Source organism: Chloroflexus sp., from assembly GCF_049970315.1.
Lineage (GTDB): Bacteria > Chloroflexota > Chloroflexia > Chloroflexales > Chloroflexaceae > Chloroflexus.
Map to the genome: position 1 here is coordinate 55,159 of NZ_JBMFNE010000004.1, position 23,376 is coordinate 78,534.

19 protein-coding genes are annotated in these 23,376 nt (G+C 55.1%); 6 read left to right on the forward strand and 13 right to left on the reverse strand.

Going from position 1 to position 23,376, the window contains the following annotated elements; genetic code table 11:
* Positions 1–212 precede the first annotated feature (212 nt).
* Positions 213–1,223 carry a rod shape-determining protein gene (locus tag ACP5OT_RS04065; RefSeq protein WP_012616267.1) on the forward strand — a complete coding sequence of 337 codons (1,011 nt, stop codon included), beginning with the start codon at positions 213–215 and terminating at the stop codon, positions 1,221–1,223.
* 117 nt (positions 1,224–1,340) lie between these two features.
* Here the strand turns inward: ACP5OT_RS04065 and ACP5OT_RS04070 are convergent, their stop codons facing one another.
* Both ACP5OT_RS04070 and mce read right to left on the reverse strand, forming a co-directional pair.
* Positions 1,341–2,321 carry a DinB family protein gene (locus ACP5OT_RS04070; protein WP_428112397.1) on the reverse strand — a complete coding sequence of 327 codons (981 nt, stop codon included), beginning with the start codon at positions 2,319–2,321 and terminating at the stop codon, positions 1,341–1,343.
* Positions 2,322–2,425: 104 nt separating this feature from the next.
* The gene (mce, locus tag ACP5OT_RS04075; protein ID WP_428112398.1) at positions 2,426–2,845 is read right to left on the reverse strand and encodes a VOC family protein; all 420 of its coding nucleotides are present in this window, start codon (positions 2,843–2,845) and stop codon (positions 2,426–2,428) included.
* A gap of 109 nt (positions 2,846–2,954) precedes the next feature.
* On the opposite strand from mce, the gene ACP5OT_RS04080 reads away from it, so the two are divergent.
* Positions 2,955–5,132, forward strand: a complete 2,178-nt coding sequence (locus tag ACP5OT_RS04080; RefSeq protein ID WP_428131405.1) for an ATP-binding protein — start codon at positions 2,955–2,957, stop codon at positions 5,130–5,132.
* A gap of 40 nt (positions 5,133–5,172) precedes the next feature.
* Here the strand turns inward: ACP5OT_RS04080 and rpoD are convergent, their stop codons facing one another.
* The 3 genes from rpoD to ACP5OT_RS04095 form a co-directional block, all read right to left on the reverse strand.
* Complete coding sequence (gene rpoD / locus ACP5OT_RS04085) at positions 5,173–6,318, reverse strand: RNA polymerase sigma factor RpoD (RefSeq protein ID WP_424674908.1); 1,146 nt, start codon at positions 6,316–6,318, stop codon at positions 5,173–5,175.
* Positions 6,319–6,649: 331 nt separating this feature from the next.
* Complete coding sequence (locus ACP5OT_RS04090; protein WP_424674907.1) at positions 6,650–7,504, reverse strand: exonuclease domain-containing protein; 855 nt, start codon at positions 7,502–7,504, stop codon at positions 6,650–6,652.
* Positions 7,501–8,736 (reverse strand): SH3 domain-containing protein, encoded by a 1,236-nt coding sequence (locus tag ACP5OT_RS04095; protein ID WP_424674906.1) that lies wholly within the window; start codon positions 8,734–8,736, stop codon positions 7,501–7,503. The genes ACP5OT_RS04090 and ACP5OT_RS04095 overlap by 4 nt, the downstream gene beginning before the upstream one ends.
* A gap of 376 nt (positions 8,737–9,112) precedes the next feature.
* Between ACP5OT_RS04095 and metG the strand changes: the two genes are divergently transcribed.
* Complete coding sequence (gene metG, locus ACP5OT_RS04100) at positions 9,113–10,915, forward strand: methionine--tRNA ligase (protein WP_424674905.1); 1,803 nt, start codon at positions 9,113–9,115, stop codon at positions 10,913–10,915.
* Positions 10,916–11,024: 109 nt separating this feature from the next.
* Here metG and ACP5OT_RS04105 read toward each other — a convergent pair whose 3' ends face one another.
* On the reverse strand, positions 11,025–11,210 hold the full coding sequence (locus ACP5OT_RS04105; protein ID WP_424674904.1) for a hypothetical protein: 186 nt from the start codon (positions 11,208–11,210) through the stop codon (positions 11,025–11,027).
* 743 nt (positions 11,211–11,953) lie between these two features.
* Between ACP5OT_RS04105 and ACP5OT_RS04110 the strand changes: the two genes are divergently transcribed.
* Positions 11,954–12,976 carry a hypothetical protein gene (locus ACP5OT_RS04110; protein WP_424674903.1) on the forward strand — a complete coding sequence of 341 codons (1,023 nt, stop codon included), beginning with the start codon at positions 11,954–11,956 and terminating at the stop codon, positions 12,974–12,976.
* Positions 12,977–13,066: 90 nt separating this feature from the next.
* Positions 13,067–13,243 carry a hypothetical protein gene (locus tag ACP5OT_RS04115; RefSeq protein WP_424674902.1) on the forward strand — a complete coding sequence of 59 codons (177 nt, stop codon included), beginning with the start codon at positions 13,067–13,069 and terminating at the stop codon, positions 13,241–13,243.
* 59 nt (positions 13,244–13,302) lie between these two features.
* Here the strand turns inward: ACP5OT_RS04115 and ACP5OT_RS04120 are convergent, their stop codons facing one another.
* The 7 genes from ACP5OT_RS04120 to ACP5OT_RS04150 form a co-directional block, all read right to left on the reverse strand.
* On the reverse strand, positions 13,303–14,163 hold the full coding sequence (locus tag ACP5OT_RS04120) for an FAD binding domain-containing protein (RefSeq protein WP_428131407.1): 861 nt from the start codon (positions 14,161–14,163) through the stop codon (positions 13,303–13,305).
* Between the two features lie 68 nt (positions 14,164–14,231).
* Entirely contained in the window at positions 14,232–16,595 is a 2,364-nt protein-coding gene (locus ACP5OT_RS04125; RefSeq protein WP_424674900.1) for a xanthine dehydrogenase family protein molybdopterin-binding subunit, read from the reverse strand.
* Positions 16,596–16,639: 44 nt separating this feature from the next.
* The gene (locus ACP5OT_RS04130; RefSeq protein ID WP_012616256.1) at positions 16,640–17,122 is read right to left on the reverse strand and encodes a (2Fe-2S)-binding protein; all 483 of its coding nucleotides are present in this window, start codon (positions 17,120–17,122) and stop codon (positions 16,640–16,642) included.
* 102 nt (positions 17,123–17,224) lie between these two features.
* Positions 17,225–17,995, reverse strand: a complete 771-nt coding sequence (locus tag ACP5OT_RS04135) for an SRPBCC domain-containing protein (RefSeq protein ID WP_424674899.1) — start codon at positions 17,993–17,995, stop codon at positions 17,225–17,227.
* Positions 17,996–18,861: 866 nt separating this feature from the next.
* On the reverse strand, positions 18,862–19,998 hold the full coding sequence (locus tag ACP5OT_RS04140; protein ID WP_424676272.1) for a glycosyltransferase family 9 protein: 1,137 nt from the start codon (positions 19,996–19,998) through the stop codon (positions 18,862–18,864).
* 71 nt (positions 19,999–20,069) lie between these two features.
* On the reverse strand, positions 20,070–21,377 hold the full coding sequence (locus tag ACP5OT_RS04145; protein ID WP_424676271.1) for a CpXC domain-containing protein: 1,308 nt from the start codon (positions 21,375–21,377) through the stop codon (positions 20,070–20,072).
* A gap of 40 nt (positions 21,378–21,417) precedes the next feature.
* Positions 21,418–22,059 carry a class I SAM-dependent methyltransferase gene (locus tag ACP5OT_RS04150; RefSeq protein ID WP_374710825.1) on the reverse strand — a complete coding sequence of 214 codons (642 nt, stop codon included), beginning with the start codon at positions 22,057–22,059 and terminating at the stop codon, positions 21,418–21,420.
* Between the two features lie 200 nt (positions 22,060–22,259).
* On the opposite strand from ACP5OT_RS04150, the gene ACP5OT_RS04155 reads away from it, so the two are divergent.
* Positions 22,260–23,228 (forward strand): quinone oxidoreductase family protein, encoded by a 969-nt coding sequence (locus tag ACP5OT_RS04155; RefSeq protein ID WP_424676270.1) that lies wholly within the window; start codon positions 22,260–22,262, stop codon positions 23,226–23,228.
* Positions 23,229–23,376: the final 148 nt, after the last annotated feature.

Here is a 23,376-nt window from a genome sequence, read left to right on the forward strand (position 1 = left end):
AGTGTTTTCATGGAGTGCCGGTAGTCGTCCGTTACTCTCTGCCAAGCGCTACCGCTCGTTACCGATCCTCATCCGAACCATGCAGCCTGGCTGTTCGTCGTAACCTACTCGCTCATTGCCATTTTGTCTCATCATTTGCTATAATACGCCGCGATTATGTAAGATGCAGCTCATTGCTGCTCAGATACGCTACGCAAGTAACAGGAACGACTATGGCCCGCAAAATCGGGATTGATTTGGGAACTGCCAATGTCTTAGTCTACGTCAAAGGTAAAGGTATCGTGCTCTCTGAGCCGTCGGCAGTGGCGCTCAGTACGCGCGACGGGCGAGTGCGTGCGGTTGGCGCCGAGGCGATGGCGATGTTGGGCCGTGAACCGGAAAGTATCGAAGTGGTGCGGCCAATGCGGAATGGCGTGATCGCCGATTATGTCGTCACCGAAGAGATGCTGCGCCACTTTATCGGGCGCGCTGCTGGGTGGTTTCGCTTTTCGCGCCCCGAAGTGATGATCTGTATTCCCGCCGGTGTAACGAGTGTTGAGATGCGCGCTGTGCGTTATGCGGCGCTGGAGGCCGGCGCCGGAAAGGCTTATCTCATCCGCGAGCCGTTGGCAGCAGCGATTGGGGCGAATATCCCGATTGCCCAGCCATCGGGTAATCTGGTGATTGATATTGGCGGTGGTACCACTGAGGTGGCTGTCATCTCACTCAACGACATTGTAGTGAGTACATCGGTGCGGGTTGGCGGGAATCGGTTTGATGAAGCGATTGCTGCGTATATCAAGCGCAAATACAACGTGTTGATTGGTGAGCGAACGGCCGAAGCGGTGAAGATTGAGATCGGCTCAGCGTTGCCACTCGATAAGCCACTGGTAACGCAAGTTCGTGGACGCGATCAGGTGACCGGTCTACCGCGCACGATTCAGGTGGATAGCAACGAGATTACCGAAGCCATTCAAGAGCCGTTGGAAGCGATTATTAACGCGGTCCGGGCGGTCTTGGTCGAGACGCCACCTGAGTTGAGTTCAGATATTATCGATAAGGGTATGGTTATGACCGGTGGTGGGTCAATGTTGCGTCGGATCAATGATCTCCTGACCCAAGTGACCGGCGTGCCCTGCTATGTTGCCGATCAGCCGGCTTCGTGTGTGGCAATTGGGACCGGTTTAGCGCTTGAAAATCTCGATGTCCTGTACGATAGCTTGAGCGGCTTGGATTTGCCGTAATTCGTCTACTAATTGTTTGTGCGGTGGGAACAGTGATTGACCGATCCTACCGCACAATTTCTTTGCACTTGCCCGGCTGAGCAGATTTGTTAGGATTGTCTCACCGTGCGCCCCCAATTACGGATGCAATAGCTCCTGCACAATATCAAGGGCGTGGTTTTTGCCATACAAGATATTGTGTCGCATTTGCGCCAATTCGATCAGATGCCCCTGTTCGTGCGATACCACCCAGTTTCCTTGGTGTAGAAGGGGGACCGGCCCGTAAATTTCGTGGTGACCAATGCGCTGCCATGCCGCTTGGGTTAGGCCGCGTAACAGGTTTAGTGTTTGCTGACGGCTAGTAGTGTACCGCTCGAGTAGTTCGTCGATGGGGACGGTACGATACTTGACCGCATGACGCAAGGTTGGGGGGTGGGCCGTCGACAATTTAGGTTGATCGGTCTCGAGAATCAGCCATGCGCGCTCGCGAAAGACAATATCCATATCGGTGAGATGACCGATCAGATCTTTGAAAGCTGGAAACCCATTAACAGGCATTGCTAACTGATCTTCACTCAATCCTTCAACCAATGCCGGTACCGTTTTCAGCCCCTGCTCTAGCCGGCGAACGATGGTGTACGAGCTAAACGTTCCCATCCCATCAACAATCCGAAAATCGAGAAAGCCCTCGCGCACCGTTCCACATTGTGGGCAAAACTGTGGTGCTTCACCTTCAACGAGGTAACCACAGGTACTGCACACAAACAGATCACCCAGCTCACGGTAGGTGAGATCACGACCGGCGGCAAGAGCTTTGGCTGCACGTTCGAGCAGTGCGCGTTGAAAAGCACTTGTTCCGGTAACCGGCCCGGTCGCAACCGCTTCTGGTTCGAGACCGGCAAGTGCGTGATTGATGTTGGTTTGCGTCTGCGACACTTCTCCCAAGCGACGCATTGCTTGTTCGGCGCGCACTCGCTTGACTGCGGCTGAAGCTTCGAGTAAGCGCGCAATGTTGAAGAAGCGCTCACGCCGTGCCTGTTTGGCCCAAACGGCATACGCTGTTTGTCCGACACTCATACTTACCAACAGGCGTCTATCTTCTGCGTCGTTGGTTGTCATACCTTCTGCTCCCGTTATCATAGTGTCGTTATAGGTTCGTTAAATTGGTGTAAAGGAAGGTTAGCATGGGCGGTGACGAGCACCGCCCTCCGCACACCAAACGATCAGGCGTGATGTGGTGTGCGGTGTTGTACAAGTTCGATAAGCACTCCCTGCCCGCCGGCTTTGGGATGAACAAATGCGACAAGTGTATCGTGAATGCCGGGGCGAGGCTCATGATCGATGAGGGGGAGGCCGCGCTCTTGCAGCGTGGCGAGTGCGGCATGAATATCATCAACACGGTAAGCGATATGGTGCATGCCCGGCCCCTTTTCGCGCAGGAAGCGAGCGAAACTTGCCTGATCACTGGTTGGGGCGATCAGTTCGATCAGGGTATCGCCAAACCGAGCGACACCGATCGCAGCGTGACGCTCTGGCAGCTCGATGCGCTCCCATTCGGTGACCTCAAAGGCGGTGCGATAAAAGTCGATGGCCGCTTCCAGATCGGCTACCACCAGTCCAATATGATCGACCGCAGTAAACATTGCTCACTCCTTTACTTCCATCGGTAAATCGATGGATATAGCATATCATAACATAGAGCTGTAACGAGATAATTGACAGCTATTATAGGTTGACTACAATGAACGGCAAATGACGCACAACGATGATCCCACAACTAATTTGTTAAGTCTGTTGGCGGCTGTTTCGCGGGTATTACATGAGGAACGGCCGTTTGTGCAGCGTCTTCATCGTCTCTTTGGTCTACTCCGGCTGGCAATCCGCTACCGCGATGGTCGCATTACGTGCTGGCTGCAATCGGCACGACCGGGAGCAACCCGTCAGCAGGTCTATTCACCCGAATCGAGCCCCTACCCGTGGGATGATCGGCTCACTCGGTCGGTGGCGTTGGGAGGGCAATTGATTATCAAAACAATTGCGCTCGGTGATCCACACCAACCGGGTGATGGATTACCGTTAATTTCGGCCAGCTATCTGGGCATGCCGATCTTTTGGGGAGGGCGACTGTGGGGCGTGTTTGAACTGCGTAGCGATGATCAGAGTCCCTTTACGCATCGCACAACCGAGTTGGTTGAGTCGTTAAAACCGTTGCTGGCGGCTGCAATTGCGCAAGAGGGAGTACAGTCATCGCGGCTACCGGCACCGCGATTTGCCGGCGAAACACCACTGGGTATTACCCTTACCCCTTCCTTGCGTCAAAAGATCATTGCACTGAATGACCAGCTCGAACAGACACTCGACCTCCACGAGTTGTTAGGGATCGTGTTGCGACGAGCGTTGGAGGGTAGCGGCGCGGAGGCCGGTGCGATTGCGTTGGTTGATCACGAACGGCGCGAACTGGTGTTACACCTGTACGAGGGCTATGCGAGCGAGCAAGCCGGTGCAGCGTTACCGAAAATGCCACGCCAACGTTGGGGCTGGGACATCGGTTTGGCCGGGCAAGCGGTACAGGTACGTCGGCCGCTGTTAGTGCGTGATGCCGGCCGTGAACCGGGCCTTCCCAACGGAATGCCGTTTCTTGCCGAGCTGGCTGCGCCGATTAGTACTGATGAGCGAGTGCTGGCCGTGCTCATCCTGCACAGTCGGCGGGCCAATACCTTCACCGAAGAGGTGTTGGCATTTATCGATGCCCTTCGTGAGCGCGCCGGATTGCCATTGGCCCGGGCAATGGCGTACCAGGTTGCCTATGAAACCTCGTACCATTTGGGGCAGGTATTTAGTAGCTTGCCGATCGGATTAGCCCTGCTTGATCTGAATGGGCGAGTGATCCGAGCCAATCCGGCGTGGTATCAGGTATGGCGTGTACCCGAACAACCGCAACGATCGTCGTTTTACGTTGGGATCGATCTGGTCGAGCATCTCCTGACCCGACTCAGCGATCCATTTCGGCTCAGCGAATTTTGCGATCTCGGTCAGCGTTCACCCGACCAAGTCTTTGAAATCAATTTGCAACTGCGCCAACCCTACCAAGAATTGCACGTGCTCTCGGTACCAACGCGCGATAGTCATCACCAACTGACGGGGCGGCTGTGGGTGGTGAGTGATCGCACCCGTGAGCGTGAGTCTGACCGCCTGAAAGACGAGTTTATCGGGATTGTTTCGCACGAATTACGTACACCGCTCACCTCTATTCTCGGTTATACCGAGATTCTGATCAATCGGCAAGATTTGGATAGCGAGAGTCAGCGCGAATTTCTTCTGACAGTCTCGAACGAGGCCGATCGCTTGCATAAAATGGTCAAAGATCTGCTTGATGTCTCGCGATTGGAGGCCGGTGTTGTCAAACTCAACCGCTGGGCGATGGGGTTGTGGCAGGTCATCGAAGAGCTAACCCTTCAGCTCCATACGCAACTCGTACAGCATAAGCTCCTGATCGATATGCGCACACCGTTGCCACCGGTCTTCGCCGATCGCGACAAAGTCAAGCAGATTATTGTCAATCTATTGAGTAACGCGATAAAGTACAGTCCCGAAGGGACCGAGATTCAGTTAACCGTTCGCCAGGCCGAAGCGAGCGATCTGCCAGCCGGTCATCCGCCTGGTCAATGGATGTTGATTACGGTGCAAGACCAAGGTATTGGGATCGGGCCGGAAGATCAGGCGCGTCTGTTTGAGCGGTTTCACCGCGTGGACAACAGCAATACTCGCCAAAAGAGTGGGGTTGGGCTAGGGTTATACATCACCCGTTTATTGGTGGAATTGCACGGAGGTCGAATTTGGGTGCAGAGTACGGTTGGAGTTGGGAGTAGTTTTTCGTTTACGTTACCAATCTGGACGGTACAGCGGGTTGAGGGGGTGCTTGAAGAGTAGGGGCGGGTTCGTATCCCGCCCCTGGTAACGGATGTAGCAGCTAATCGAGATAACCGCGCAGCTTCTTCCCCAAATGGGGATGACGCAGCTTCCGCAGCGCGACTGCTTCGATTTGGCGAATCCGTTCGCGAGTAATCCCAAACTCAATCCCCACCTCTTCGAGGGTGCGGTAGCGGCCATCCTTCAAGCCATAGCGCAATTGAATAATCTTCCGTTCGCGCTCAGGCAATTTCATCAACACCTCTTCGAGTTGTTCGCGCAGCAATGAAGCTGCTGCGGCCTCTGCCGGGGTCGAGATGCGATCATCCTCGATGAAATCACCCATGCGCCCTTCGCCCTCTTGACCGACCGGCATCTCAAGTGAGAGCGGGTGCATGCTTGCCTCGAGCGTGCGGCGTACTTTACCCGCCGAAATGCCCATTGCATCGGCGATCTCTTCAGGTGTTGGTTCACGCTGCATCGTCTGCTGGAGGCGATGGGAAGTACGTTTCACCTGGCTGATCGCTTCACCCATATGAACCGGCAAGCGGATCGTGCGGCTCTGGTCGGCAATGGCACGGGTAATGGCCTGTCGGATCCACCACGTTGCGTAAGTACTGAACTTATGGCCCTTCTTATAATCAAACTTTTCAACTGCTCGCATCAGGCCAATATTACCTTCCTGCACCAAATCCATCATGGTCAGGCCATAAGAGGTATATTTCTTCGCAATACTCACAACCAATCGCAAATTAGCCTGAATCAGATGGTGGCGGGCATCTTGACCTTGCTGGACGGCGCGCTCCAACTCAAACCGTTCACGTGCCGATGCGTACTCCTCACGGTCAAGACGTTGACGGGCAATAGCGCCGGACTCCATTGCTTTAGCTAATTCAACCTCTTGCTCGGCAGTCAATAGAGGAACTTGCCCTATCTCTTGCAAATACATACGCACCGGATCATCAAACGCAATTTCTCCCAGATCGGGCAAATCGACAGTCAAATCGTGATCGGTTTCTGGTTCAAAATCAGTCGGACCGTCTAGTTCATCACTCGACTCGACAACCCTAATGCCTTCAGCTTGCAGCATGGCGTACAACTGATCGATCTCGGCAATGTCGTGCTCAGGATTAGGGAAGGTAGCAAGAATGTCGGCGTGGGTAATGTACCCGCGCACCCGTGCTGCGGCGAGCAGTTGCTCGATCATCGCCTCTGACTCCGGTGTAGCTTTGCTCAACATCGTTCAACCAATACTCTGTTGATGGCGTCAGACCGGGTGACAACCATCACTGGGCCATCGTAGCGACGGCGGGCTGCTGCACTTGATGCTTTCTTTCGTCCGCTAGGAATGTTGAAAGGCCGCAGCGACTACTCTAAAACGCCGGGCCTTTCACGTCGCGTTCTCCGAATTGCTTTGGCAAAGAGATGGGGTTGAGAGAAAGCCCTCAAACCCCAAGCTGTCATTGCGATGGAGGGACGCAGACGTGGCACCCCATTAGACGTAACTAAAGCTACTATACACGTTTTAGATACCGGAGTCAACCCCCTCTTTCGGCTGATTCGTCAGGAAAATCGGGAAGGTAGGCACTGATTTTGGCAAGGAGGAAATTGCGAATATCGTTACGCAGATAGCAAAAGGCCCGCACGCTGAGGCCATTTGGCTCGATCACCAATTCGATGGGGCGAATCCGGCGTTCAACTGGCTGTGGGTTACTATTTGAGGTGTAGATAATGCGTAATGTCGTACCACTTGCCAATGCGGCAGCAAGTGGTGGGGGTGCTTCTGGTTCGGGTTGACCGGGGAGTAAGCCACGACTGAAACGTAGCGCATCATAGAGTGTCGTGACACCGTAATCGGCCAATTTCACCACCAACCGGTCGAAAAGGGCATGCAACGTCAGCACATCATTCATTGCACGGTGGGTAGGTATCGGGAGACCGAACGAGGTTGCGAGAGCGCCAAGGCTGAGTGATCCACGGCGTACACCGAGGCGGCGGGCCAATTCGAGGGTGTCGAGTGCGGGTCCGGTCAGCGGTGGATAACCGGCCCGAGCTAGTTCCATATTGAGAAAGCTTTCATCAAATGGTAAATTATGAGCGATCCGTACTGCCTGTTGACTTAGTTGCACGACCTGTACGGCCAACTCGACGAAGCGCGGCGCGCTTTGCAGATCTTCAGCTCGAATCCCGTTAACTTGGCTTGCTTGTGGATCAAGCTCACGTTCGGGATTGATCAACGTATTGATCTGATCGGTGATCTGCCGGTGTTCACGCCGTAGCATGGCTAGCTCGCAGATACGATGGCCGTTTTGTACGTCAAGACCGGTGGTTTCGACATCGAAAAACACCAGCGGCAGGTCGATCAGCGGTTGAGTATCGTCGATAGTTGTCATCGTGCTACCGGTACTTGGGCTGCTACATCATCGGGAATACCGAGCAGGTTGGCCTGGACCCAGCCCCCGCGCTCACGCACGTTTAGCACTTTATACCACATACCGTCGGCTGTGCGTTCCAGCAATTCGACCACTTCATTCCGTTCAACACGATCGATTTGCGCACTCGCCGGGTCAGCCGCTAGATAGACGGGTCCGCTGACAAACACCGTCACTATGTTGGCAACCGGTGTCTCAGCAGCGATCAGATCGGTCACTGCGAGCAAAGAGGCACTTACCCAGCCTACTTCATCGCGCACCGTGCGCACGTAGTACCAGAGCGCGTTGGGTGTGCGAGCAATGATTTGCACCTGTTCACCGGCGTTGACGCCACCGATCACATTATAGACACCGGTGAAGGGTAATTTACGCACGTTGCCGCCATTGGTAACAGCGACTTGCTGGACGGCGACTAAAGTGGGTGTTGGTGCGATGGTCGGAGTGGGAGTAGGCGCAGGAGTAGCCTGAGCTACCGGCGTATTCGTCGCTGTCGGTTGCGGTGTCGGATTTGCGGGCACGGTTCCGTAGAACGCAGCCGCGAAACGTGGCGGAATCTGCAATTCGGCTTTGGCGCTGAGTGAGTCGTCAGGAAGGCTAACGACAACAGTGTAGCGCGGTCCTTCCGGGGTGGGATCGCCGTCGGCGAGCTTGGGGGCGCGTACTTCGCCACGATTGTTACGAATACGAATAGTCTTTTCTGGATCGATCCATTTGATCGGTTGATTATCGGCGTACAATGTCACGACGAGTTCGGTACCATCGGGTAGGCCGGTAGTGCGTACACGCACGAAGATAGTTGGCGGTTCGGCACTGGCAACGGTTGCATTTTCTATCGTCAAGCTAATCGGGATTGGTGATGGTGTGGGCGTAGGAGGTGGTGCTGCCGTGCTCCTGTTGGTTAGGCTTAAAACCAATACCCCAATGCTCATACAGAGCAAAATAGGCACAAGGATAAACAGGATCTTGGCGGCTAGTGATAGGTTGCGCAGACGATCTTGCCAACTCTGCGGTTCTTCAAGGGGGACGGCTGTGTAGTCAATCGGTGTCGCCGGTGGAGCTTCGGGGAGCTGTATAGTCGGTTGCGCAGCCCGCCGTCGACGAATGAGGATCACAACCAACAAAATGATGATCAGGCCAACAATGATGAGACCGATTGCTATTGGTGGTGAGATCTGATTGAGTATCGTTTGCATGAACAACCCCGATTCACAACAGCTTCAGATGCTTATGATATGCGAATCCGTCATTGTGCGCAACTAGACGGCTTATATTTGCGTATTCACGTGAAGTCTGGGTCTGTGTTATACTAAATGAGCACTATCGTATGTGCGGAGCAAGCATGAAACCCAGTTCGGCCAATGTGATTACGTATCTCTTTTTACCTGCCCACTGGCGTGGCCTTCGGCTAACGGCACGCGGTTTTATGGCGGTCTAACCGCCATCATGTATGTCCCCATCTACTTCATATAGTGTGCAATTGGAGGTGCACGGTGCAGACGGTGCTGCATTCGGCAGAGTGTCTCCGTAGGAGTAGAACATCATTGATGAAGTAATAATTGAGGGATTGATATGCCTGAACATATTCTGGTTGCTGTTGCATGGCCGTATGCGAACGGTCCACGCCACATTGGTCATGTGGCCGGTTTTGGAGTACCGGCGGATATTTTTGCCCGTTATCATCGCTTGCGGGGGAATCGCGTGCTGATGGTATCCGGTACTGATGAGCACGGGACACCGATCACGTTGGTTGCCGACAAAGAGGGGACAACGCCGCAAGCGATTGCCGACCGCTACAATAAGATTATCGGCGATGATCTGTATAACCTTGGCCTTAGCTACGATACCTTTACCCGCACGACAACGGCTAATCATTATGCGGTGACACAAGACATCTTCCGCACTCTGTACGAACGCGGCTATATTCTGCGTAAAGAGACGCTGGGCGCGTTTTCGGCTACGACCGGGCGCACCTTGCCTGATCGCTACATCGAGGGAACATGTCCAATCTGTGGGTATGATGAAGCGCGTGGCGATCAATGTGACAATTGCGGCAGCCAACTTGATCCCACCGACTTGATCAATCCACGCTCTAAAGTTGACGGTCAGCCACCGGTCTTCAAGCCGACCGAGCACTTCTTCCTTGATCTACCGGCGTTTGCCAAACAGTTGCATGACTGGATCAACCGGCAAGACCATTGGCGGCCCAACGTGCGCAACTTTTCGCTCAACTTTCTCAAAGATCTCAAACCACGTGCGATTACCCGTGATCTAGAGTGGGGTGTGCCAATTCCGTTGCCGGAATACACCAACCGCGACGACAAAAAAATCTACGTCTGGTTTGATGCGGTCATCGGTTATCTCTCGGCTAGTATCGAGTGGGCGCAGAATAGTGGTCAGCCTGATGCATGGCGTGAATGGTGGCAGAATCCTGATGCGCGTCACTTTTACTTCATGGGCAAAGACAACATTGTTTTCCATACCGTCATCTGGCCGGCGATGTTGCTCGGCTATGGAGCCGGTGGCCAGTTTGGAGCTGACCCTGGTGGTAAGTACGATGGCATCCCACTGCAATTACCGTACAACGTCGTCTCGAGTGAGTTTTTGACGATGGAGGGAAAGAAGTTTTCGAGTTCGCGCGGGATTGTGATCTATGTCAACGATTTTCTTAGCCGCTACGATGCCGATGCACTGCGCTACTTTCTCACTATTGCCGGTCCAGAAAATCAAGATACCGATTTTACATGGGCTGAGTTTGTGCGGCGAAATAACGACGAACTGGTCGCAACATGGGGCAATTTAGTCAATCGCACATTGAGTAATGTCTACAAGAACTTTGGTCGGGTGCCGCAGCCTGGCCCGCTCATTCCGGTCGATGAGCAGGTGTTGGCTGAAGTGACCGGTGGTATCGAGACGGTAGGGGAATTGTTGGCAGGAGCGCGGTTCAAGGCTGCCTTGGCTGAGGCAATGCGATTGGCAGCGCAAGTCAATATCTATCTGAGCGAGCAAGAGCCGTGGAAGGTGATCAAAAGTAATCATGAGCGGGCGGCAACGATCTGGTACGTCGCGCTGCGATGTGTTGATACGCTCAAGATCATCTTTACGCCGTTCTTGCCGTTCTCGAGCCAGCGCTTGCACGAGTATCTCGGTTATGATGGCTATATCGCCGGGCCACTCACCTTCCGCGAGGTGACCGAAGCAAACGGGCGTACCCATCGTGTCTTGACCGGTGACTACGATCGGTGGGTTGGTCGGTGGGAGCCATCGGCGTTACCGGTTGGGCAGGTACTACGTCAGCCGCAGCCAATGTTTAAGAAGCTCGATGACAAAGTGGTCGAAGAGGAGTTGGCGCGGATGCAAAGTCGGCTGGGGTAGACGGTGAGTGGTGAGACGGCGGATCGAGCGTGCTCGGGTTATGGCAGAGGGGCAGTGTAGTACACTGCCCCTCCGATTTTCTACAATCTACGATTATTACCATCTTGTGTTAGACGGCTGCTGGTGCCGGCTGTGTCGGTTTGTTGCGTCCCCACGGTGTGTCGAGGAGCGGCAGTAGGTAGTAATCAAGCCCATAGTAGCCGGCTACCTTCCATCCCAGCATCAGAATGATGGTGAGGGTGAACATAATCGGGTTGGTGCTTGCAGTACCAGCCAACATAAAGTTGAAGTTCATTAGTGCTCCGAAGAAGGCCGCAAATCCGACCAGACCACCAACGATAAGACCGATGCCGACGAGAGTTTCGCCGTAAACGATCAGTTTAGCAAACCACGTATGCGATTCGGTGTCGATCAGGAATTAAAGGGGGAATTGAACTTCACCGCGTTCGTTGACAGGGGGTTTCGGTAGCATCGTTTGCTTCCTTGCCTATTGCTTGTGAACGATTTCTTGTGATCGTTGTAGCGAGGATTGGTAACTTTTGACTAGATAAATTGTGGTTAAGAAATTGGTGATCGAAAATGCCAATTATAACTAACGCAGAGACGCAAAGGGCGCTTACGCAACGAGCGCCACCCGTAGGAGCACGGTACGCCGTGCCCCCACAAAGGGCAAAAGGGTGCAAAGACCGTTAACGCAACGAGCGCCACCCGTAGGGGCACGGCATCGCCGTGCCCCCATAAAGGGCAAAAGGGCGCCGCGGTGCAAAGGTCGTGAACGCTAAGGCGCGAAGGGTTTTGGATAGAGTTCGTATGTGTGATCTTGTGATGATATTAAAGAATTAATCTCTTGATAGATTTACTTCGTGATGTGGCATGATTTAATAAATAATTAAAATAACTAATTTCACAAATAATCCAGTTAAATATTATTTACGTAAAATTTTTTAAATTAAATATTGCTTACTAACATCGTAATTTGTACAATTTTAATCATCTCTACTTTCTGTATTTAATCAGTGAATATTAAGGAGATTTCCTATGAAGTTACACCAGATGTACCGATGCACAATAGTCGTGGTGGTAGCGCTGTTGGTAACGCTTGTACCAGCAGAGTCGGCGCAAGCACAGAACCGGATCTGCTTCAATGAAGTGCCGGATTGCATCGAAGGCCGGTTTGCTGAATACTGGCGGCAGAACGGTGGTTTGCCGGTGTTTGGCTTCCCGATCACGCCTGCGTTTCAGCAAGAGGTGGAAGGCAAGGTGCGGCTAGTGCAAATCTTCGAGCGTAACCGCTTCGAGCTGCACCTAGAGAACGCGCGTCCCTACGATGTGCTGTTAGGTCGGTTGGGTGATGATTTGTTACAGCGACGCGGTACACCTTGGCAGAATGAGCCAAAGGCCCCCACGACCCAACAGGCTGGCTGCCGCTATTTTGCCCAAACCCGACATTTGGTCTGCGACGCTTTCTTACGTTACTGGCAGTCGCATGGGCTTGATTTTGACGGTAGACGTGGATTTAGTGAAGCTGAGAGCTTGGCGCTGTTCGGTTTACCCTTGACTGAAGCACGGGTCGAAACAAACTCTTCTGGAGATACAGTATTGACGCAGTGGTTCGAGCGGTCTCGCCTCGAGTTACATACCAACCTCGGGCCAGATGTTGTACTCCTTGGTCTGCTCGGTCGTGAAGCGTTTGGGTCCCAACCACTACCACAACCCCAACCAACGCCCAGACCTGCCGATCCGTGTAGCGGCATTCCGCCATCGGTGAATGGTAGTGTTGTACCAGACTGTGTTCGGGTTATCAATAACGAACCCTTTTTTCTCGAAGTTTTCGGGTTCGGCTTCACACCGGGCGAACGAGTCGGGCTGTACGCGACATATCTGGCAACCGGTGCGGTGATTCCGATCGAGAACACTGGTGACGATATTGCTGATGCAGAAGGTCGCTATCGCGTTGGCATCACGGGCAGTTCCTCGAACCCGTCGGGCTTGTACGCCATTACGATGGAGGGTGTGCAGTCAGGCAACAAAGCTATCGTGTATTTCAAAGTCATTAGGTGAGTATCGCTGTTACGCACGCTGTGAGGACGTTGGGGGCTTGGTTGTCGTTCCTACGTGTACCGTATACGAGCGCCTGTATTGCCGAGGGAAATGCGTGGTAAGGACGTTGAAATTAGCTTTGCCATCGTGGCACGCTTGCGAGGAGGAAATGGAGTAAGCGGATCGGGTGCGGTGTTGCTGGCAAGTGCGATCTGGGGAAACCACGATGTTGGTGCTGTTTGGCTTTCGATTGACCAACATGCGACCGGTTACGAACCGCAGCCATAAAAAGGGCGGGTTAACCAACCCCCGCCCTTTACCTTACTGCTCTACCGACATATAGCGGACTACCGGGCCCGCTCAATCGCCTTCAGCAGAGCGCGTTTGGCGTACACCTTACACATCGCTCGCCGGTACTCTTCGCTGGCGTGGATGTCGCCGAGCATATCCATGCCTTCGCCAGCATGGGCCGCGGCAGCGGCCACCGCATCGGCGCTGCCGTCAGTGCCGATCAGCGCTTGCTCGACCGCGGTCTGGCGTTCGGCTTTGGGACCGGCGCCCGTAATTGCGACTCGGCAGGCCGTAATTTGCCCGTTTTCCATTTTGACATACGCTGCTGCGCCCACAATCGCATAGCGGCTGGCGGGGTGAGGGAACTTGGCATACGCTGCGCCCTCACCAGGACCAAGACTGTTGAACGTGATCGAGGTGATGATCTCACCCGGCTCAAGCGCTGTACTCAGCATGTCGGTAAAGAAATCGGCAGCGGCGATCGCACGTGGGCCGTTCGGGCCTTCAACGTGGATGTGCGCATCAAGAGCCAATACGACTGCCGGCATATCGGCAGCAGGATCGGCGTGGGCGAGCGAACCACCGATGGTACCACGGTTACGCACCTGAATATCGCCGATCAGAGCTACGGCTTCGGCCATAACCGGGCAGGCCTTGGCCAATGCCGCATCGTGTTCGATTGCACTCCATGTCGTCATTGCGCCGATCTCAACCGTCCCGTTCACCTTGATCCCGCGCAGTTCCGTCACCCGGTTGATGTCGATCAACACACTCGGCGAAGCGAGCCGTAGCTTCATCGCCGGTAGAAGTGAATGACCACCGGCCAAAATCTTGGCGTCATCACCGTATTTTTGCAAGAGAGTGAGCGCCTCGGCAAGGCTTGCCGGTGCATGATAATCGAATGGGGCTGGAATCATAGCTGCTCCCTTATCCATTGTGGCAGGCGCCGGCCAAATCTAAACCCGCGCCTGCTCTCAAAACTCCGCTACTTCCCGTGAATCGCCTTCCAGATCCGCTCCGGCGTAGCCGGCATCTGTAAATGCTTGACACCGAATGGCGCGAGCGCGTCGATGATCGCGTTCATCACACATTGCGCCGAGGCAATCGTGCCCGCCTCGCCGGCTCCCTTCACGCCAAGCGGGTTCACTGGCGACGGCGTAATGGTATGGTCAGTCTCGATATGGGGCACCATCGCCGCCGTCGGTACCGCATAGTCCATCAACGTACCGGTCAACAGCTGACCATCTTCGTTATACACGGCGCCCTCATAGAGAGCCTGCGCCAATCCTTGGGCAATGCCGCCGTGGATCTGACCCTCGACGATCAGCGGGTTGATCTGGTTGCCGCAATCGTCAACGGCGATGTAGCGCAACAGTTTGACATGACCGGTTTCAGGATCGACCTCGACAATGCTAACGTGCGTGCCGAATGGGAAGGTGCAGTTCGGCGGATCGTAGTAGCTCGTCTCATCGAGGAAGGGTTCCATACCGGGCGGCAAGTTATACGCGACGGCAGCGGCGGCAGCCAATTCACCGATAGTCTTCGCTTTATCGGGCGAGCCTTTGACATACGCCCGGCCATTCTCAAAGACAATATCGGCTTCATTGGCCTCAAGCAGGTGGGCGGCCAGCTTGCGCGCCTTCTCTTTAATCTTGTCGACGCTCCGCTTGATGGCTACCCCACCGACGGCGAGCGAGCGTGAGCCGTAGGTGCCGTAACCGAATGGTGTACCCTGCGTATCACCCCACTGAATCTCGACATCTTCGTAGGGAACGCCCAGCTCGTCGGCCACAATCTGGGCAAAGGTCGTTTCGAGGCCTTGTCCGTGCGGTAGCGAACCGGTTGTCACTACCACTTTACCGGTGAGGTGAACGCGCACGTTTGCGCTTTCCCAGAGGCCGGCACCCCAGCCTTGACCACCCATCCACGCGCTTGGTGCGATGCCGCAAATCTCAACATACGACGAGATGCCGATGCCGAGATAACGGCCCTGCTGGCGCAGTTCGGCTTGCTGCTTGCGGAACTCGGCATAGCCGGCGATTTCGAGCGCCTTATTCAAGGCTGGCTCGTAGTTGCCGCTATCGTAAGGTAGCAGACCCAACCCGTTATCGTAGGGGAAGTCTTCCGGTTGGATGAAATTCTTGCGCCGCACCTCCGCCGGATCCATCCCGATCTCAGCGGCAAAGCGATCTACCATGCGCTCGATCAGATAGCTGGCTTCGGGGCGGCCAGCGCCGCGGTAGGCATCAACCATCGCGGTGTTGGTATAGGCGCCGGTAACATGGACATAAGCTGCCGGAATCTTGTAGACGCCGGTGATAATGCGCCCGTAGAGGGTCGTCGGGATGCCGGCTGCGACAGTCGAGAAATACGCGCCGATATTCGCCCACGTCTTCACGCGCAGACCGGTAATCTTCCCGTCGCGAGTACCAGCCAGTTCGGCCTCGGTAATATGGTCGCGCCCGTGGGTCGAGTACTTATAATTCTCGGAGCGGTCTTCGACAAACTTCACCGGTCGGCCCAGCTTGCGCGCGGCCCACATGGTGAAGGCCATATCGTTGTAGCAGAAGATCTTCTGGCCGAAACCGCCGCCGACATTGGGGGCGATACAGCGCAGCTTCGTTTCTGGCACACCGAAGACGAAAGCCGTCAAGAGCAGGCGATGCACGTGGGGCGCCTGCGAGGTCATCCAGACCGTCCATTCACCGGTCGTTGCATCATAGCGGGCAATGGAGCCGCGCGTCTCCATCGGCGTAGGAATCAGGCGCTGGTTAATAATCTCCTCTTTCACCACCACTTCGGCGCTGGCAATAGCAGCATCGGCTGCTGCTTTATTACCACATTCCCACTCAAACACGATATTGTTCGGAGCCGCCTCGTGGATTTGGGGTGCGCCGGGTTCGACGGCTTTACGGGCATCGACCACTGCCGGTAGCGGCTCGTACTCTACTTCAACCGCATCAGCCGCATCGCGAGCGATATAGCGATTCTCGGCCACGACCATCGCCACCGGATCGCCGACCATGGCCACTTTATCGACGGCCAGCGCGCGTGGGGGGACGGGATAATTCTTCACCCCGGCGGCCTGCCATGCTGCCGGCATCGGGTTAATATCGAGCATATCTTTGCCGGTAAAGACGGCGACCACGCCGGGCATCGCCAGGGCCTTGCTCGCATCAATCGAGACGATCTTGGCGTGGGCGTAGGGGCTACGCACCAAGGCGATATGGAGCATACCCGGCAACTTGATGTCATCGAGATAATTGCCGTGTCCGGTAATCAGCTTCGGATCTTCTCGGCGCTTTAGCGCCCGTCCAACTAGTCGCTCCTTCATCTCAGTAGCGGTCATCCTTGACTCCTCACTAGGTTCGGTGTGAACGGTTTTCGAACGGACTAATCAGCCGCCTGCGTTGCTGCCATTTTCTCGGCAGCATAGCGCACGGCGCGGACGATGTTCTCATAGCCGGTGCAACGGCAAAGATTGCCTTCGAGGCCGTGGCGAATTTCGTCTTCGGTCGGGTTGGGATTACGCTTGAGCAGATCGGCGGCGGCCATGATCATGCCGGGGGTGCAGAAACCACACTGAAGACCATGTTTCTCCCAGAAACCTTCTTGCAGCGGATGGAGCTGACCATCTGAGGCCAATCCTTCGATGGTGGTAATCTCGGCTCCATCACATTGGACGGCGAGCATCGTACACGACTTAACGCTGACGCCGTTGACGTGAACGACACATGCACCGCACTGACTGGTGTCACACCCGATATGGGTTCCTGTCAAGTTAAGATGCTCGCGCAGGTAGTGAACCAGCAGTAGGCGGGGCTCAACATCGCTGGTGTAGCGGACGCCGTTAACTGTGACCGTAATCGTTGTCACTCTCCAACCTCCTCGTTGATTGCGAAGCGAACTACTGATGGGCGATAGATGATGGACGTAAGCTGACCGAACCGAATATACGACAACCGGCGGCTGCGTCGGTTAGCGACGCTGGCCGAGAAGATACCCAAGCAAGAACGCAATAATGACCCAAGGCACCCACGGACGTTCCTTCAAGAAATCTTCAATCACGCCGAGTGCGACATCGACTTCACTTAACCCTTCGCCGGCAGGCACGTGGATCGTTCGTCGATATGCAGGTTGTTCTGTTGTGGAGTTGGACGTAGCGGATTGTGTCGGTTCTGTCGTTGGTGACGGGATAGCGGTGGTGTCAGAAGTCGTCGTAGTCGACGTTGGTTCGGCTGGAGCCGCCGATGTCGGCTCTCCCGCCGCTGATGGTGTTGCTTCTGGTGAGGGCGCGACGGTACCGCTGCGGCGTGCTTCAATCTGGGTGGCTAAAGCTTTGAGACTCTGTGAGATTAACGTCTTAGCGGCGCCATCGAGCAAACGCTGACCAACGCTTGCAATCGTGCCACCGACGTGTGCTTCACCACCATAGTCGAGGATCGTGTGACCGTTCTCTTCGCGGAGGTGGATACTACCCGATCCCTTGAGAAAGCCGTTATTTCCTTTGCCATCGACATGAATATCATACGATTCGGGCGGATTAATGTTATCGATCTTGACCCGCCCGCTGTACACACCGCGTACTGCTTGCAAGCCAATCTTTAGCGTACTTTCGTACTCATTTTCGCCAACTTGCTCAAGGCGCTGGCAACCGGGAATGGTGCGGGCCAAGACTTCTGGATCATTCAACGCCGCCCACACTTCCTCACGACTGGCAGCAAAGGTGTAATTGCCGGCGATCTTCACAAGAGCTCCTTGCTGTCTCGTTTAAAAATGAGGCAAACCAGACAGCCTCTTCACTAGCACATTGGGCATCGCCAACACACAATGCCTCTATCAGGCAACAGGTGTGTTGACAAGCTATTGGGCATGCACGAGATGAAATTATGCAGATTCAGATATGGGTTCCATATTCATCCTACCTAAGAGCGCGTGCTTTGTCAAGATATAGTGACCTGGGAAGACGTGGAACTCGTAGTGAGCAGTGTGGCTTGGTCTCAATTGACTGAGGTTCAGACATGAGGTTAGGACACCCAAATTAAAAAAGAGGGACCTCACAACATGTCAAGCTTGCGCGCTGTGCTCGCAATGACAGAGGGGGCTCGTTGGGATGGAACGTGGCGCGTGTCGTGCCCCGCCCCCGCTCTATGTCATGTCGAGCGCAGCGAGACATCTTCGATGCTGGTCAGAGCGCGCGCCGCACAACGGATGCCAAGATTTCTCGCTTCGCTCGAAATGACAAAGGGGGTTGCCTGCCCTGGATAGGGTGCGCGCACTCTGTGCCATGTCCGCTCCGTTGCTGCACCACCAACCTACTGGGCGACCGTCCCCTAAGGTGGGGCGTTTCGCTACCGACCAGGGGAGCGCTGCGCAACAAGGGTACACAATGGAGAGACTCTTCAGGTTTGGTGGTGTTGCTAATGGTGTATTTCACCTCACGCACGGCGGCAGATCACTAGCAATGCTCCGTCAGTTTTCGCTGCTTTGGTGCTTTCCTTAGCGAGTTCTTTGACACTCCCTGACGGCATTACCGTCCAATGCTCTGGTGAACTTCACAGTATTGGTGTTTCCCCCTGTCCCAACACAAGTCCGAATCTGAAAAGTGATACCCACTATAGACCACTCCCTACGGTTGCCAATAACGTCTCGGCAGCCGCCACGACAGATGCCGGGGTGAGTGCTACCATGCATTCGGGCGGATCGGTCGCACGTGGGCAGGCAGCAAAGACCCCGCATGGACTGCACGCGATCCCGGCGCTCAATACGTGATGCCGCGATCCATCACCCCACGGCCCGAAACGAAGTGGATCACTCGGCCCAAACAGGTGAATGGTGGGTACGCCTTGGCTAACAGCAATGTGCAGTGGGCCACTGTCGACACCGATCACCAACTCGGCATAGACAAACAGCGCAGCAAGGCGGTCAATAGTCATTTCAACACTGAGCATCAAGACATCAGGTAATTCGGTGGCAAGCGCGGCCAATGCGGCGTGCTCGGCAGGACTACCGGTGAGCAAAAAACGCCGCCGAGGCCGACGCAAGCTTTGAATAAGAGCGATCCAGTAGCTGTGCAACCAGTGCTTTGTTGGTCCACCGGTGCCGGGATGGATAATGATTAACTGTTCATTCGGCGCGACGTGCGTCTGATACCATATAGCAGCCCATTCACGCGCAGCAGGCGTCGGTGAGAAGCGCAACGGCGCTGGTGGTGGGCGATGACCGGTGAGCGCTGCTACGAGATCGAGCGCCTGCTGAGTAACGTGTTGCCGCGGATGATAGTCTAGTGCCTCGCTGAGCAGGGGCCGGCAGAGGGGATGGGCAAAGCCGATTCGACGAGGGATACCGGTCAATAAGGCCAGCGCAGCCCCCCACCAGTGATCGTCGCGCATGATAAGCGCAGCATCGAAGCGCTGTCGGCGTAAGCGTAACGCTTCGCGCAGCAAGAGCAGGTAAGGTGTGAGGCGTGATGGTTTGGCGACGGTGCGATCAAACCCCGGAAATGGCAACGTGACCAGTGCATCGAGTTCGGGCAAGCGTTGCCACATTGGCGCAGCCCATGGCCCAACGAGAGCAGTGAGGTGTGCCGTCGGTAAGGCAGTTCGGAGCGCTGCCAAGGCCGGTGTCGCGAGCAGCAGATCACCTAAGTGGTCGGGCTTGATGATCAGAATACGCTGTGGCGGATGCGCGTTTGCGCGCCGTACCAAAGGTTGAGCAACCGTGGCGAGGAGATGAAGAAACAATGCTCGCATAGTGCTTGGATGGGTGCGAAGACGCAAACCGGTGACGCGAGCCAACCGTTCGTCTCCGTACCCTAGGGGGACTAGAAGAGCAACGCACTGGCCTCACGAGCCAATTGGCGCAACCGCTCGGCAGCAGCCTGATTGGCACGCTTCTCTTCCTCGGCGGCCCGTTCGTTCAGACGGCGTGCAAGTTCAGGGGTAATTTTCGTCATGTTCTTGCGCAGCAAGCGGGTCGCATCGAGAGTCGTCTCCTGTGCCATCAATTCGTTGATAAAACGATCTTCAGGCGAGAGCCGCGACTCGATAATCTCTTGCGCTGTAGCAGCCAACTGTTCAAGCTGATCGACCAATTCCGGGCTACCAGCATGACGTGCGGCGGCGATACTGGCCGATATGACCGTCAGTAAGCCTTCGTCTACCTCAGCAGCCCGCTCCCATAGCGCAGCCACCGGATCGGACGTCGACAATACGTCATCGATCAAGGCACTGCCGCGCTCGAACAACTCTTGCGCCTCACGGTCAATCGCTTCGACCAGCTCAAGAATACGGCTACGACGTGCAGTTAACATCTGCGCAGTCGCAGTATCGCCGGAGGCCTCTGCTGCCTCGATCTGTTCTGTCCACAGCTCAAAAAAACCGTAATCAATCAAGGGGCGTAGCTCTTTCACGGCAGACGGCAACTCATCATCGCTCACCGTCCGCAACCGCTCGATTGCCGCATTTAACTCTTGTGTGGCGGCCAGTGCTGCCGCACGAGCGGTATAGGCCTGTAACTTCTCACGGACACGGATCAACAGCGAGCGCATCTGGGCCTGCGCTTTATTCGTTGCATTGATAAAGGCATCGAGGGTGGCAAAAAATTCAGGAGTTAGCTCCTTAGTATAGCCTTGGGCCTTCTCGGTAAACCGCTGATCATCATCTACTACATTGACCAAGTCGGTCAAAATCTCGACATAACGGTTTTGGCGGCGCAAATCTTCCGCCGAGACGCCATCAGCCTCGTAGATCGCCTCGATCAACGATTGCAACGTCAGGAAGCGACGTGGGGCCAACAAATAGCCACGTGGCGCCTCGTTTGGTACCGAGCGGAGCAGGAAAGCCGACGCATCACCGATAAATCGGTCGATCTCTTGCGGTTGGCTATTCAGCTCTTGCGGAACATACACCAAAAACAGTTGCTTACCGGCATCGTGATAGATAAGCGGCGCGCTGAGCATACTTGCCATGCCACACGCAGGGCAGACAGCGACATTCAGTTGACCGGTGAGGAGCGCAGCCTTTAGTTCGGGCTGCTCGCCACCATCGACGAGCGTATAGACGAGTGAACGGAAACGTGTTCCACAAGATGGACAAGCTAGTTGAACTGGTTGAGGAGGGGCCGACGGCATTGATCTTCTCCCAAGACTATGATCATTCACTAAGTGCTGATTATACCACTCGTCGACCGACTACAGCGTAGAGTGGGTCACTTAGCCAATGGTTTGGCGAGCGATCAAGACAGCGAATCTGGGTAAAACCGCCGGCCAGTTCAAAGTAGTAGCGCACCAGTTCCATATGTTGGCGATCATTCGTCGCCAACCAGATTCGCACCGCTTTACTAGGAAAGCAACGGTTTGAGAAGGTAACGATAAACGGTCCACCCGGCTTGAGGATACGGTTCACCTCGGCAAACACTTCTACCGGGTGCGTCATATATTGAATGGAGACGGTGCATACCACGCCGTCGAAACTCTGATCAGGAAAGGGCAACTGTGGGTTAGCGTTAAGATCGTGGATCACATACTCATGTAGTTGCGGATTCAGGCGCATCTCTTCTTCATTCAGGCCCAACCCAACTACCCGCGTCAGCGGAATATCATTGGGGAGATGGCTCACATAGCTACTCATGAGATCGAGGAGGCAACCACCATTTGGTAGTTCTTCGCGAATTAATTGGGTTACCGCCTGGCAGGCCAACTCATCGATATGGGCAGTTAGCCGGGGATACAGATAGAACAAGCGATCATCGGTTTCATCGTAACGCTCAAAATATTCAGGTGGTAGACCGCTTCGACGCACTATCGCCCCCACTGAAAGGTTCGGTCTTAATTGCGTATAGATTACACAGCAACGAAATGTCGCCAACCATCAACCGGCAACTGCCGGCGAGAGATGCACCTCGCTATCTCGATTAGGCGACATCACCGTAACAATGAGATAGCGGCACTATGTTATAGTATAGGTCAGTTTTCGATCGAAGCGCAAGAGTGGGCGGGAAACGAGGTACGATCATGCGGGCAATCCAGATCCATCAGACCGGTGGGCCAGAGCAGTTACAACTTGTCGATCTACCTGTACCAACACCGGGGCCGGGGCAGGTACGGATTAAAGTAGCGGCGGCTGGGGTAAACTTTATTGATATTTATCACCGTAGTGGCTTGTACCCGCAGCCGTTGCCGTTCACGCCAGGGCTTGAAGTTGCCGGGACGGTTGACGCCCTTGGTGAAGGAGTCAGTAACTGTGCTGTTGGTGATCGGGTGGGCTGTGTGACGGCCATCGGTGGCTATGCCGAATATGCGCTCGCGTTTGCCGACAAACTGGTGCATGTCCCCGACAATGTCGATCTCGAAACGGCTGCTGCCGTCCTCTTACAGGGGATGACGGCGCATTATCTGGCGTTGAGTACCTTCCCGCTGAAAGCCGGCGATGCGTGTTTGATCCACGCAGCAGCCGGTGGAGTGGGTCTATTGCTGATTCAAATTGCCAAGCGATTGGGCGCGCGGGTGATCGGGACAGTTTCGACCGAGGAGAAAGCGGCGTTGGCCCGTGCAGCCGGCGCCGACGAAGTGGTGATCTATACTCGCGAGTCATTCGTCGAGCGTGCGCGTGCGTTCACCAACGGGCGAGGCGTTGATGTTGTGTACGACTCGGTGGGGGCGAGCACGGTCGAAGGTAGCCTCGATAGCTTACGTCCGCGTGGGATGTTTGTCACGTTTGGTAACGCGAGTGGTCCGGTAGCGCCGATTTCACCTTTGACGCTCAGTAGCAAAGGGTCGCTGTTTATGACGCGGCCAACCCTCTTCCACTATATTGCGACCCCGGAAGAGTTGCGCTGGCGCGCCGAAGATCTTTTCACGTGGATTGGGGCCGGCGAGTTACAGGTGCGGATCGACCGTCGTTATCCGCTCGCGGAAGCTGCTGCGGCTCAGATCGCACTGGCGAGCCGGGCGACGAGTGGGAAACTGTTGCTCATCCCGTAACGCAAAGGCGCCGAGCGCGCAGAGGGTTTGATGGGTCCAGGATTGGACAACCATTACGCTCGAAGGGAACAACGCAAAGGCGCCGAGCGCGCAGAGGGTTTGATGGGTCCAGGATTGGACAACCATTACGCTCGAAGGGAACAACGCA